Genomic DNA, 13,732 nt, shown 5'->3' with positions numbered 1-13,732 from the left:
CGATCCGGTGACAAGGGCCCCTTTTGCAGGGCCCCCTTCACAGGGGGCCGGGCTCAAGCCGCGAATTGATTCATCGTGTTGTCCTTGCCGCCGGCCTTCAGCGCAGCCTCGCCGGCGAAATACTCCTTATGGTCGTCCCCGATATCGGACCCGGCCATGTTCTGGTGCCGCACGCAGGCAATCTGCTGACGGATTTCCTCGCGCTGGACGTTCTTGACGTAGCCCAGCATCGCCTCTTCGCCGAAGTAGCGCTTGGAGAGATTGTCCGTGCTCAGCGCGGCCGTGTGGTAGGTCGGCAGCGTGATCAGGTGGTGGAAGATGCCCGCACGCTTCGCGGCATCGGCCTGGAAGCTCTGGATCTTGGCATCGGCCTCCTGCGCCAGCTCGGTGCCATCGTAGTCGACGCTCATCAGCTTGGCCCGGTCGTAGTCCGACAGGTCGCGACCGTCCTTCTCCCACGCATCGTAGACCTGCTGGCGGAAGTTGAGCGTCCAGTTGAAGCTGGGCGAGTTGTTGTAGACCAGCTTGGCGTTCGGCACGCTTTCACGGATCTTGTCGACCATCTCGGCGATCTGTTCGACATGCGGCTTTTCGGTTTCGATCCACAGCAGATCCGCGCCGTTCTGCAGGCTGGTGATGCAGTCGAGAACCACGCGGTCCACACCGGTGCCCGGGCGGAACTGGTAGAGGTTCGACGGCAGGCGCTTGGGCGCCATCAGCTGCCCGTCGCGGCTGATGAAGACCTGGCCATTCTTGACGTCCGCCGGATCGACCGGTTCTGCGTCGAGAAAGGCGTTGTACTGGTCGCCCAGATCGCCCGGCTGCGTCGAGTAGGCGATCTGCTTGGTCAGGCCGGCACCCAGGCTGTCCGTACGCGCGACGATGATGCCGTCTTCCACGCCCAGTTCGAGGAAAGCGTAGCGGATCGCACGGATCTTCTGGAGGAAGTCCTCGTGCGGCACCGTAACCTTGCCGTCCTGGTGGCCGCACTGCTTCTCGTCCGAAACCTGGTTCTCGATCTGGAGCGCGCAGGCACCCGCCTCGATCATTTGCTTGGCGAGCAGGTAGGTCGCCTCGGCATTGCCGAAGCCGGCGTCGATGTCGGCGATGATCGGCACGACATGCGTTTCGTAATTGTCGATCGCATTCTCGATGCGCTTTGCTTCGGTGTCGTTACCTGCTTCGCGCGCAGCGTCGAGATCGCGGAACATTCCGCCCAGTTCGCGAGCATCGGCCTGCTTCAAGAAGGTATAAATCTCCTCGATCAGCGCCGGGACGCTCGTCTTTTCATGCATCGACTGGTCGGGCAGGGGGCCGAATTCGCTGCGCAGCGCGGCGACCATCCAGCCCGACAGGTAGAGGTAGCGGCGCTGGGTGCTGCCGAAGTGCTTCTTGATCGCGACCATCTGCTGCTGGCCGATGAAGCCGTGCCATGCGCCGAGCGACTGGGTGTAGTCGGCCGGGTTGGCGTCATACGCGGCCATATCCTCGCGCATGATCTTCGCGGTGTACTTCGCGATGTCGAGCCCGGTGCGGAAGCGGTTCTGCGTCCGCATGCGGGCGGCGGATTCGGGGTCGATAGCAGCCCAGCTGTCGCCAGCCTGCGCGATGCGGTTCTTCAGGTCGTCGATTTCACGTGTGTAGGTCATTGGGGAACTCCGTCCGATTTGCGTTCGTGACGTTCAATTTACGCTCGGCATGGGTGTTCGCACAGGGATAATTACAAACTATCTTGTCTCTCGCCGGTGAATCGCTAGATATGATTTGTCGTTTTGTAATGATATTTACAAAGAAAGCCGAGGCCTCCGCTTATGAGCGAACCTTCCCTCTATGCGGGCGCGGCCCTTCGCCGTCTTCGACGCCGCGAAGGCCTGACCCAGGCGAGCATGGCCCAGCGGCTCTCGATATCGCCCAGCTATCTCAACCTCATCGAACGCAACCAGCGCCCGGTCACGGCGCGCGTGGTGCTCGAACTGGTCGACCAGTTCGACTACGATCCGCGATCCCTGCAGGAAAACAGCGCGATCGGCGGGGTCGACGGGCTCGCCCGGCGTCTGGGGGACGAGCGGTTTGCCGATCTCGGCATCGACCGCGCCGAGGTGACCGAATTCCTCGCCGCCGCGCCGCAGGCCGCTGCCGCCTTCGCCCGCTTGTTCGACGAGCGCGGCGCCGCTAGCCCACACTCGCGCCCGTTCGAGGAAGAGGTGTGGCGAGCCATTGAGCGCTGGCGCAACCACTTCGCCGATCTGGACGAGGCAGCCGAAACGCTCGCCGACGAACTGCGCCTTGCCCGGGCGGACATCGGGGCGGCGCTGACCGACTACCTGCGCGAGCGGCACGATCTGGCGATCCGTTTCCTTCCCCGTGCGGTGCTGCCCGAAGCGAACCGCCGGCTCGATCTGCATGCCCGGCAGGTGCAATTGTCGGAAATGCTTTCGCCCGCCGCGCGCAATCTGGAACTTGCCAAGCAGGTTGCGGAACTGGAGCATCGCGACGCGATCGCCGATATCGCCGATGGTGCCAGTTTCGAACATGGCGCCGCGCGCGATGCATTCGCCAGCTACCTGCGCAGCTATTTCGCCCGGGCACTCATCATGCCCTACGGTCGCTTCCAGCGTGCGTGCGAGGCGACCGGGTACGAGCCGCATATCCTTGCACGCCGCTTCGCCACCGATGTGGGCGAAGTCGCACGGCGTCTGACTACGCTCCAGCGGGTCAGCCAGCGCGGCCTGCCGTTCTTCGCCGGGCGGATCGACGGATCGGTGCAGCTGGTGGAGCGACTGCTGGGGGCGAGCGATGCGAGCCTGCTCGATCGCCGACCGGGCTGCCCGCGGCTCGGCTTCCACCGCCAGCCCGAATGGGGTTCGCAGGCGGTGATGATGGAAGGTGGTGCGCTGGGCCCCGCTCACTGGCTGATCGCGCATATCGCGGCGCCCCCTTATTCCGACGAACCGCGAACCGATGTGCTGATCCTCGGCATCGAGGCACGCTTTGCGGAGAGCTTCGCGCTGGCCCGCGGTGTTTCCCTGCGGGCCGAGGATGCAACGCCGATCGGCCCTGGTTGCCGTTCTTGCCGCCGGACCGAATGCCCCGCACGATCCCTGCGCGGGCCTGTCCGGAGCCCGGTCGAGTAGCTGTTGCGAGGAACCGGTGGGCCTTTCGGGCCTTTTGGACCTCACACGGACCATGAAGGTGCAGATCCAATGACCGAAGAACGCATCACCAGGCATGTCGACGAGGATGGCCACACCCATACCACGCACACCATCGTCAGCGATGGACAGAGCAAGGGTGGCGGCGGCGCGAAGATCCTGCTGCTCATCGCTGCGGTGATCGCGATCATCGCTGCGGTCTACATCTTCGCCCACATGTCGAACGCGGAAGCCGCGAAGGACAATGCCATCGGAGATGCCGCGGGACAGATGGGCGATGCGGTCGATGATGCCGGACAGGCGGTGGAAGATGCGGCGGACCGGGTAGCGCCCAATGAGTAGGGCTTTCCGGGGGAGCGGCGACCTCCTGTAAAGTTTACCGACATTTCACCACTGCGGCGTAAGCCGGGCCTCAAGCGAACAGTCGCGAGAATTCGCGGCAAATCGTAGACAAGAGGCCCGGCCAAGCGAATGATCCGCCTGTTCAAGCACTACATCCCGCATGCGGTGCTGCTGTATGCACTGTGCGATCTCGCACTGCTGCTGCTGGCAGGCGACCTCGCGTGGCATTTGCGGGCGGTCCAGATCGGGACCGATGTGGGCGACTGGACCAGCCGCCTGCGCCCGATTTTAGGCTTCGCCATAGTCTGCTCGCTGTCGCTTGTCGGGGTCGGGCTCTACAGCCCCGAAGCGCTGCGCAGTCCGCGCTATGCTTTCGCCCGGGCGATGGTCGCGCTTTCCATCGGCGGTGTCGCGCTCGCCGTGATGGACTTCGCACTACCGACCGTCGGCTTCTGGCGTTCAACCTTGCTCTATGCGCTCGGCGTCGCACTCGCGTTGATCGGGATCGTCCGGCTCGCCCTCAGTTATGCGGTCGATCGCGAGAAGTTCAAGCGGCGGGTCGTCGTGCTGGGTGCTGGTGCACGCGCGGCACGGCTCAAGGCGCTTGCCGAACAGGAAGACAGCGGCTTCGCCATCGTAGGCTTCATCGCGATCGAGGCGCAGCGCCTGCTGCCCGAAGCGGTTGGGCGGGAAGAGTGCGGCGATCTGGGGGACTATGTCGCGCGCCTGAAGGCCAGCGAGGTGGTGCTGGCACTCGAGGAACGGCGCAACGCCTTGCCGCTGGCCGATCTGCTGCGGGTGCGCACGCGCGGCGTTCCCGTGCAGGAAGTCTCAAGCTTCCTCGAACGGGAGACGGGCCGCGTCGATCTCGACACGCTCAACCCGAGCTGGCTGATCTTCTCCGACGGGTTCTCCGCCACCCGCCGGTTTTCGAGCATCGCAAAGCGGCTGTTCGACGTCATTGTCAGCGGCCTGCTGCTGATCGTGGCGTTTCCCGTCATCGCGCTGTTCGCGATTCTGGTGAAGCTCGACAGCAAGGGGCCGGCTTTCTTCCGCCAGCAGCGGGTCGGGCTCTATGGCAAGCCTTTCTCGGTCCTCAAGCTGCGATCGATGCGGACCGATGCCGAGAAGGACGGGGCCAGGTGGGCTTGCGAAAACGATCCGCGCATCACCCGGCTCGGGCGCTTTATCCGCAAGGTTCGGATCGACGAACTGCCGCAGACCTGGAGCGTGCTGAGAGGCGAGATGAGCTTCGTCGGGCCGCGCCCCGAGGTTCCGCAATTCGTCCGCGATCTGGAAGACAGGCTGCCCTATTATGCCGAACGCCACATGGTGAAGCCCGGCATCACCGGGTGGGCGCAGATAAACTATCCCTATGGCGCCAGCATCGAGGATGCGCGGCACAAGCTCGAATACGACCTGTACTACGCCAAGAACTACACGCCCTTCCTCGATCTGCTGATCCTGCTGCAGACCCTGCGGGTGATCCTGTGGCCGGAGGGGGCCCGGTAATGGGCCCGGATGCGATGTGGCAGGTGATCGGCCTTGCGAGCAGCACGGCCTGTGCCGCTGCATGCTCGGTCGCGGCGATATGGCTCGTCCGGCGTCCGCTGCCGTGGCGTCGGCCGAGGGTTGCCGGCGTTGTCGCACTGTGTCTCACCGCGCTGTGGGCCGGGGTGTTCGCCGCGCTGGGGCCAGTTAGTCTAGCGAGCGCCGCGACCGAATGCGCCCGCAACCTCTCTTGGCTTGCGCTGCTGCATGCGCTGTTTGCGAGCGGTGTGGAGCGGGAAGCGGCTCGGCGCGTCAGCGTGGTCTTCGCGAGCCTCGTATTTGCGGAGCTTTTGCAAAGCGCTGTCCTCGCCGCCCATGTGTTGCAGTTTTCACAGGTCGAGCTCGGCGAAGCGATCCTCCGCGCCTCCGCGCTATTGCACATGCTGGTGGCGATCGGGGCGCTGGTGCTGCTGCACAACCTGTATACCGGCGCATCGCAACAGGATCGTGCGAGCACGCGCTGGGTCGCGGTCTCGCTGTCGGCCCTGTGGGTGTTCGAGCTGAACTATTACGCGGTGACTTGGTTTGCAGGCTCTTTCCCCGGCCAGATCGCCAGCCTGCGCGGGCTGGTGGTGGGGATCGCCTTCGTTCCGCTTTCCATAGCGCTGGGGGCGGATGTTCATGCGCTGCGCTTTCGCGCCTCGCGCTCCGTCGCGTTCCGTTCTCTCTCGCTGATGCTGATCGGCGGCTACCTGCTGGCGATGGCGGGCCTGGCGAGCCTGCTCAACGCGATGGACGCCAATGGCGCGCGACTGGCGCAGGTCGGCTTCCTCGTCGCGCTGCTGACGGTCGCGGTGCTCTGGCTGCCCTCGACGCGCTTTCGCGCCTGGCTCAAGGTCACGCTGCAAAAGCATCTCTTCAGCCATCGATACGATTACCGTGCCGAATGGCTGCGCCTGGCCGAGACGATCGGCCGTGGGGTGGACGAGGGCGACGGGCTGCACCTGCGCATTCCCAAGGCCATGGCCGACATCACCGAAAGCCCGTCCTCCGCGCTCTTCGTACCCGATGGAGACGGCCGCCTGGTGCTGGCTGAAAGCTGGCGGTGGCCCACGTTGGATGAGGACGCCCAGGTCTTGCCGGGAGAGATGGTGCGCTTCCTCGGCTCCCGCGACTATGTGATCGATCTGGAGGAATGGCGCGAGGGACGCTCCGCCGCCGGGCCCACCGAGCCTGTGCCGGCGTGGCTCGACAGCGAGAGCGCGGCCTGGGCCATCGTCCCGCTGCGGCATTTCGACCGCTTGCAGGGGGCCGTCTTGCTGGCCCGGCCGGTGATCGACCGCAAGCTCGACTGGGAGGATTTCGACCTCCTCACCGTGGTCGGGCGGCAGCTTGCCAGTTACCTGTCCGAACAGACGAGCCAGCGCGCGCTGATGGAGGCCGCGCGGTTCGACGAGTTCAACCGCCGCATGGCCTTCGTGCTGCACGATATCAAGAATCTCGCCAGCCAGCTCTCTCTGCTGTCGCACAATGCCGGGCGGCATGCGGACAATCCCGCCTTCCGCGCCGACATGCTCAAGACCTTGCAGACCAGTACCGCCAAGCTCAACGCGTTGATCCAGCGTCTCGGCCGCTATGGCACGGGGCGCGAGGCGCGGCTCGAGATCGTCGATCTCGCCATCCTGCTGCGCGATCTGGCGTCGCGGTTCGAACCCCTGCACAGGGTCGATGTCGCGGTGAGCGGCGCGTGCCCAGTACGGGCGGACCGCGAAGGGCTGGAGCAGGCGCTGGTTCACCTGATCCAGAATGCGATCGATGCCAGCCCCGAAAACGCTCCGGTGTGTCTCGCCGTCCAATCCGATGGGAGCCTGGCAACGCTCGACATCGTCGACGTGGGAGAAGGGATGGACCCGGCCTTCGTGCGCGAGAAACTGTTCGCCCCCTTCGTCAGCTCCAAGCCCGACGGGTTCGGGATCGGCGCGCTGGAGGCTCGCGATCTGGTCCGCGCGATGGGGGGGCGCCTTGCGGTTCAATCCCGGACGGGGCTGGGCACCCGCTTCACGATCCAGCTGCCGACGCCCGCAGCCGATGCGGCACCCCATACTCTCACCAACGAGGCCGCCTGATGAGCGACAGGAAAACCGAAGCGCTACCCAAGCTGCTGATCGTCGAGGATGACGAGGGGCTGCAGGCCCAGCTCAAGTGGGCTTTCGAAGGGTTCGAGGTGCTCATTGCGGGCACCCGGGACGAGGCGCTGACCATGCTGCGCGCGCAAATGCCGCCGGTGGTCACGCTCGACCTCGGCCTGCCGCCCGATCCCGATGGCACGCGCGAAGGATTTGCCGTGCTCGATGCGATCATGGCCGAAGCGCCCGGCACGAAGGTGATCGTCGCCAGCGGGCATGGCGCGCGTGAAAGCGCGCTCGATGCGATCGCGGCAGGGGCTTACGATTTCTACCAGAAGCCGGTCGATATCGGAGCGCTCGAACTGATCGTGAACCGGGCGCTCAACCTGCACCGGATCGAGGCGGAGAACCGGCGCCTTGCGCAGAAGGTCGGCAAGAACAAGACCGTGCTGGGCACGCTGATCACCGGCGCGCCGGAAATGGTGAAGGTCGCCCGAACGATCGAGCGCGTGGCGAACACCGATGCCTCGGTGATGCTGCTGGGCGCGAGCGGTACCGGCAAGGAACTGCTGGCGCGGGGGCTGCACGATGCAAGCCCGCGGCGTGAGGGACGCTTCATCGCCATCAACTGCGCCGCCATTCCGGAAAACCTGCTCGAAAGCGAGCTGTTCGGGCACGAGAAGGGGGCCTTCACGGGGGCGGTCAAAACGACCGAGGGCAAGATCGAGTGCGCCCACGGCGGTACGCTGTTCCTCGACGAGGTGGGCGACATTCCGCTGCCATTGCAGGTCAAGCTGCTGCGCTTTCTGCAGGAGCGCACGATCGAGCGGATCGGGGGGCGCAAGCCGATCCCGGTGGACACCCGGATCGTGTGCGCGACCCACCGCGATCTCGATACTATGATCGCGAACCAGACCTTCCGCGAAGATCTCTATTACCGGCTCGCCGAAATCGTCGTTCCCATTCCCACGCTGGCGGAGCGGGCGGGTGATGCCGCCCTGCTGGCAAGGGCGTTCCTGACCCGCTTCGCAGCCGAGATGAACCCGCAGGTGAAGGGCTTTGCGCCCGATGCAATGGCCGCGCTCGACGCGCATGACTGGCCGGGCAATGTGCGCGAGCTGGAAAACCGGGTGAAGCGCGCGGTCATCATGGCCGATGGCAAGCTGGTCAGCGCCGAGGATCTCGATCTGAAAACAGCGGAGATGGAGGACGCAGCGCCGCTCAATCTCAAAGGTGCGCGAGAGCAGGTGGACCGGCAGGTAATCCGCAAGGCACTGGCCCGGACCGAGGGCAATATCTCGGGCTCGGCCAAGCTGCTCGGCGTGTCGCGGCCGACGCTCTACGACCTGCTCAAGCAGTATGATCTGCAGAACTAGGCGGTTTCGCGCTCGACCCCGTACTTGCGGTTGTAGCGCATCGACCACAGCAGAGAGATGCCGATCAGCACCGCGCCGATCAGCCCGGTGACGCTTTCCGAAATGTGGAATCTCGCGGACAACAGCATGATCAAGCCCAGCGCGATAATCGCCCAGAAGGCCCCGTGTTCGAGGAAGCGATACTTCGTCAGCGTGCCCGCCCGCACGAGGTGGACCGTCATCGAGCGTACGAACAGCGCGCCGATGCTCAGCCCGACCGCGATGATCAGCATGTTGTTGGACAGCGCAAAGGCGCCAATCACGCCGTCGAAGCTGAAGCTCGCATCGAGCACTTCGAGATAGAGGAACCCGCCGAGGCCCGATCGCACCGCGCCTTCGGCCATCTTCCTGCGCTCCACCTTGTCCAGCACCGTGCCGATCGCATCGACGGCGATATAGGTGATCAGGCCGAGGATCCCCGCGGTCAGGAAGACCATCGCATCGGCATCGGAAAGCATGGTCGAGATGCCGTAGAGCAGCAGAAGCAGGATGCCGATCTCCGCCGCGCGGATTTCGGAGAAGCGGCGCAGCGCCAGCTCCAGCCCGCGGATCCAGTCGACATCCTTGTCGCCGTCGAAGAAGAAATTCAGCCCGACCATGGTCAGGAAGGCGCCGCCGAAGCCGGCAATCCCGACATGCGCGGAGGAGACGATCGCCTCGTAGCGCTCCGGATCGTTGAGCGAGAGGTCGATCGCCGAAAGCGGATCGAGATTGGCTGCAATGGCCACGATGGCGAGCGGGAAGATGATCCGCATCCCGAACACCGCGATCAGGATGCCCCAGGTCAGGAAGCGGCGTTGCCACTTCTCGTCCATCTCGCGCAGGACGGTGGCGTTGACCACGGCATTGTCGAAGCTGAGCGAGATTTCAAGGATCGAGAGCACCAGCACGATCCACAGAACATGGGCCACGCTCCCGACACTGCCGTTCGCGTTCCAGGCGTAGAACGCAGCCGCCATGAAGCACACCGCCGTGAAGAGGAGCGATCCCCAGTAATGTCGCAGGAGTGTGTTCACGTTGTCTGTTTCCGAAGGGTAGGGCCGGGCGGGGCTGCTTATTTGGGTTGGTAGGTCTGGTCGGCGGTGGGGAAGGTCCGCTCGCGCACTTCGCTCGCGTATTTGGCCACCTTGTCGGTGATCTCGTCGGCGAGGTTGCCGTATTTCTTCACGAAGCGCGGCACGCGTTCGAACATGCCGAGCATGTCGTCCACCACCAGCACCTGCCCGTCGCACTGGGCGGAGGCACCGATGCCGATCACCGGAATTTCGAGCGATTGGGTCAGCGCCACGGCGATCGGTTCCACCACGCCTTCAACGACGACCGCGAAGGCACCTGCATGCTGCACGGCCTTGCCGTCGGAGATGATCTTGGCGTGTTCTTCCTGGCTGCGTCCGCGCGCGCCATAGCCGCCCAGCGCGTTGACCGCCTGCGGGGTCAGGCCGATATGCGCCATCACCGGGATGCCGCGCTGGGAGAGGAAGCTGATCGTCTCCGCCATCGCCTCGCCGCCTTCAAGCTTCACCGCCGCGCAGCCGGTTTCGGCCATGATCCGGCTCGCGCTTTCGAAGGCCTGCTGGGGGCTTGCCTCGTACGCGCCGAAAGGCATGTCGACCACGACCACCGAGTGATAGCTGCCGCGCACGACTGCAGCGCCGTGCGCGCACATCATGTCGAGAGTCACCTGGAGGGTGGAGGGCAGGCCATAGATAACCTGCCCTAGCGAATCTCCCACCAGAAGCAGATCGCAATGCTCGTCGAGCAGTTGCGCCTGCCGCGCTGTGTATGCGGTGAGCATGACCAGCGGTTCCACGGTCTGCCCGTCCGCCTTGCGGTTCTGGATCTTGGGGACCGTGAGCCGCTTCATCGGCTGCGGGGTGGGGGTCGCGCGGCTCGTGGCCGTATCGATCTGGAAGGTTGTCGACATGAGGCGCTTGCTAGACCGACTGTGGGGCAAACGCAAAGCGCAGGTCTTGGCGCGAGCGCAAAATCATTGCAGAAGCGTCGCCGACGCACAGGGCATGCCGTTCCCATCAAGACGGTAGGGAGAGATTTTCGATGGTCGCAACTTCGACGGGTGAGGGCTGGTCCTCACGCTCGGCATTCATTCTTGCTGCGATCGGTGCTGCGGTTGGCCTCGGCAATCTGTGGCGCTTCCCCACTCTGGCTGGCGAGAGCGGGGGCGGGGCCTTCGTGATCTTCTACATCGGCTGCGTCTTCCTGCTAGGCCTACCTCTGCTGCTGGCGGAAATCTTCATCGGCCGCGCGGGACAGACCGACGCGATCGGATCGATCCGGCGGGTTGCGCAGCAATCGCGGGTGTCGAGAGGGTGGGTCTCTTTCGGCGCGATCGGTGCGCTGGCGGCGTTCCTGATCGTATCGTTCTATTCGGTCGTCGCGGGCTGGGTGCTTTACTATGCCGGCGTCTTCGCGGGCGACTTCGCCTCGGCGGTCGCGGCGGGCGATCCGTTCCGTGGCGCGCTGGAGGGGCAGAGCCAGGAAGAGATCGCCACCCGCCTGACCGACCTGTTCGCCAATCCCGGCCTGCTGATCGCGATGCACTTCGCCTTTATGGGCGCGACGCTGTTCATTGTGGCGCGCGGCGTTTCCGGCGGGATCGAGAAGGCTGCGACCTGGCTGATGCCTGCCTTCTTCGTGCTGCTGATTGGGATCACCATTTATGGCGCCATCGTCGGTGATGTGAGCGAGGCGGCAGCCTTCCTGTTCACGCCCGACTGGTCGCGCCTGACCCCGGATGTGATGAATTCCGCGCTGGGGCAGGCGCTGTTCTCGCTCTCGCTCGGGGTGGCGGGGATCATTACCTATGGCTCCTACATCCGCGAAGGCACGCCGCTGGGATCGACCGCAGTGACCATCGCGATCGCCGATACCGCCGTGGCGCTGATCGCCGGGCTGATGATCTTCCCGATCGTATTTGCGGTTGGTCTCGACCCTGCGGCGGGTCCCACGCTGGTGTTCCAGACGCTGCCCTTCGCCTTCGAAGCGATGCCGGCCGGCTCGCTCATCGGGCTGCTGTTCTTCATCCTCGTTCTGGTCGCCGCAGTGACGAGCTCGATCTCACTGCTGGAAGTGCCGACTGCCTACGGGATCGGCGAGCTTGGCTGGAGCCGGACCATGTCCGCCCTGATCTTCGGCGGGGGCGCCTTCGTGATCGGGATCGCCTGTCTTCTGGGCTATAACGTGTGGTCGGATGTGCGGCCCCTGTCGTTCTGGCCGATCTTCGCGGAAACCGATATCCTTGACACGGTCGACGGGTTTACCGGCAAGATCATGCTGCCGCTCGGCGCGCTGCTGACCTCGATCTTCATCGGCTGGAAGGCAGATCGGCGGCTGCTGGCGGCGACCACCGGGCTCTCCGCACCGGTCTTTGTGCTGTGGCGCTTCCTGCTTGCATGGCTGTGTCCGCTCGCCGTGGCGACCATTCTGCTCACGGGTTTGTTCCCCAGCCTGCTCGGCTGAGCAAGAATCCGGCTTCCCGAGGTCTTCGAGTTGTAATATTGGCGCAGACGCGGTCGGCAGGGCGAGGGGGTCTCGCAACCGGACCGTGGATCTGCGCCCATGATTTTCGGCCGCGTGAAGCCGCTCGACGCTATTCTGGCGACGGCGGAGAATAAGTCTCTCCATCGTACTCTCGGCTGGTTCCAGTTGATGCTGTTCGGCATTGGCTGCGTGATCGGCACCGGGATTTTCGTTCTGACGGCGGCAGGTGCGCAGAAGGCCGGTCCCGGCCTCATGCTCGCCTTCGCGATTGCGGGGGCGGTCTGCATCATCGCAGCGCTCTGCTATGCCGAGATCGCCTCGATGATCCCGGTCGCGGGGTCCGCCTATACCTATAGCTACGCCAGCGTGGGCGAGGTTCTCGCCTGGACCGTGGGCTGGGCGCTGATCATGGAATATGCGATCGCGGCCGCCGCGGTGTCGGTCGGCTGGTCGGGCTATTTCAGCGGGACCTTCCTTAACGAGATACTCGGCGTCCAGCTGCCGCCGTGGCTTGCTGCCGGGCCGTTGGTTCTGGGCGGTGCACCGGGCGGGCTGATCAACCTGCCCGCGCTCATCATTGCGCTGCTGGTGACCGGCCTGCTGGTGGTCGGCACCAGCGAGAGCGCGAAGGTCAACGCAGTGCTGGTCCTCATCAAGGTCGCCGCGCTGACCGCGTTTATCGCGCTGACCTTCGCCAGCCCCTCCTTCGATGCGAGCCATTTCAATCCGTTCCTGCCAGCCGGCGTGTTCGGTGGGTTCGGTTCGGGATTGGGCGCGGTCGGTGCGGCGGCGACGATCTTCTTCGCCTATGTCGGTTTCGATGCGGTCTCCACCGCAGCGGAGGAGACCAAGAACCCGCAGCGCAATGTGCCGATCGGCCTCGTCGGATCGCTGCTGTTCTGCACGGTGTTTTATATCCTGGTCGCGGCCGGTGCGATCGGCACGATTGGCGGGCAGCCGATCATGGGCCCGAATGGCGTGCCGTTTCCTGCCGGGTCGGAGGAGCTGGCCCGCCAATGCGCGACCTATGCGGCCGACCAGCTGCCGCTGGTCTGCTCCAACGAGGCGCTGGCGCATGTGTTGCGCCAGATCGGATGGTCGGGCGTTGGCAACCTTCTCGGCATCGCTGCCTTCCTGGCGCTGCCATCGGTTATCCTGGTGCTGATCTATGGGCAGACGCGCATCTTCTTCGTGATGGCGCGCGACGGTCTGCTGCCGGAGAGGCTCAGCCGGGTGCATCCCAAGTTCCGGACGCCGCATGTCGTCACCATGCTGACCGGGGGTGCCGTGGCGTTGGGTGCGGCGTTTTTCCCGGTCGGCAAGCTAGCCGATATTTCCAATGCGGGCACGCTCTACGCCTTCATGATGGTAGCGGTTGCGCTGCTGGTGTTGCGGCGGCGTGATCCGGCCCGGACGCGGGCTTTCCGGGTGCCGCTGGCATGGGTGATCGCGCCGCTGACCATCGCAGGGTGCGTATTCCTGTTCCTCAACCTGCCGATCGAGGCGATGCTGTTCCTGCCCGGATGGGGGCTGATCGGGATCGTGATCTATTTCGCCTACAGCCGTTCGCGCAGCCATCTGGCGCGCGGGATCGTGGAAGTAGTGGACGATGTGGCGGGCGAGCCTGCGCTGGTCCCGATCGATCCTCCGTCTGCGTCTGCGTGAGGCATGAAAAAGGGGCGCTGCTCTGGTGAGCGGCGCCCCTTCT

General features: G+C 64.8%; 10 protein-coding genes. 7 read left to right on the top strand and 3 right to left on the bottom strand.

Translation table 11 applies throughout. The annotated features are described in order from the left end of the window. Positions 1-53: 53 nt before the first annotated feature. Positions 54-1,649, bottom strand: coding sequence for an isocitrate lyase (locus tag ACYQ0L_RS02130; protein WP_459787279.1), 1,596 nt, complete (start codon positions 1,647-1,649; stop codon positions 54-56). A gap of 162 nt (positions 1,650-1,811) precedes the next feature. Between ACYQ0L_RS02130 and ACYQ0L_RS02125 the strand changes: the two genes are divergently transcribed. The 5 genes from ACYQ0L_RS02125 (at position 1,812) to prsR (ending at position 8,487) form a co-directional block, all read left to right on the top strand. Further along, positions 1,812-3,134, top strand: coding sequence for a helix-turn-helix domain-containing protein (locus ACYQ0L_RS02125; RefSeq protein ID WP_459787278.1), 1,323 nt, complete (start codon positions 1,812-1,814; stop codon positions 3,132-3,134). Between the two features lie 69 nt (positions 3,135-3,203). Continuing rightward, positions 3,204-3,494, top strand: coding sequence for a hypothetical protein (locus tag ACYQ0L_RS02120; RefSeq protein WP_459787277.1), 291 nt, complete (start codon positions 3,204-3,206; stop codon positions 3,492-3,494). 129 nt (positions 3,495-3,623) lie between these two features. Further along, on the top strand, positions 3,624-5,006 hold the full coding sequence (locus ACYQ0L_RS02115) for a TIGR03013 family XrtA/PEP-CTERM system glycosyltransferase (RefSeq protein WP_459787276.1): 1,383 nt from the start codon (positions 3,624-3,626) through the stop codon (positions 5,004-5,006). After that, the gene (gene prsK / locus ACYQ0L_RS02110) at positions 5,006-7,111 is read left to right on the top strand and encodes an XrtA/PEP-CTERM system histidine kinase PrsK (RefSeq protein ID WP_459787275.1); all 2,106 of its coding nucleotides are present in this window, start codon (positions 5,006-5,008) and stop codon (positions 7,109-7,111) included. Before ACYQ0L_RS02115 ends, prsK begins: the two co-directional genes overlap by 1 nt. Next, a complete protein-coding gene (gene prsR, locus ACYQ0L_RS02105; protein ID WP_459787274.1) occupies positions 7,111-8,487 on the top strand; it encodes a PEP-CTERM-box response regulator transcription factor in 1,377 nt (458 codons plus the stop codon). Before prsK ends, prsR begins: the two co-directional genes overlap by 1 nt. On the opposite strand, the gene ACYQ0L_RS02100 is transcribed toward prsR, so the two are convergent. Next, complete coding sequence (locus tag ACYQ0L_RS02100; protein WP_459787273.1) at positions 8,484-9,542, bottom strand: DUF475 domain-containing protein; 1,059 nt, start codon at positions 9,540-9,542, stop codon at positions 8,484-8,486. The two genes, prsR and ACYQ0L_RS02100, sit on opposite strands and share 4 nt — an antisense overlap. A gap of 38 nt (positions 9,543-9,580) precedes the next feature. Next, entirely contained in the window at positions 9,581-10,450 is an 870-nt protein-coding gene (panB, locus tag ACYQ0L_RS02095; RefSeq protein WP_459787272.1) for a 3-methyl-2-oxobutanoate hydroxymethyltransferase, read from the bottom strand. A 131-nt stretch (positions 10,451-10,581) separates the two neighbouring features. Between panB and ACYQ0L_RS02090 the strand changes: the two genes are divergently transcribed. Both ACYQ0L_RS02090 and ACYQ0L_RS02085 read left to right on the top strand, forming a co-directional pair. After that, positions 10,582-12,003: a sodium-dependent transporter gene (locus tag ACYQ0L_RS02090; protein ID WP_459787271.1), complete on the top strand. Its 1,422-nt coding sequence runs from the start codon at positions 10,582-10,584 to the stop codon at positions 12,001-12,003. A gap of 99 nt (positions 12,004-12,102) precedes the next feature. Continuing rightward, entirely contained in the window at positions 12,103-13,689 is a 1,587-nt protein-coding gene (locus ACYQ0L_RS02085; protein WP_459787270.1) for an amino acid permease, read from the top strand. Positions 13,690-13,732: the final 43 nt, after the last annotated feature.

The sequence above is a fragment of the Alteriqipengyuania triglochinis genome (assembly GCF_054655655.1).
This window is presented reverse-complemented; position numbering and strand designations above follow the sequence as displayed.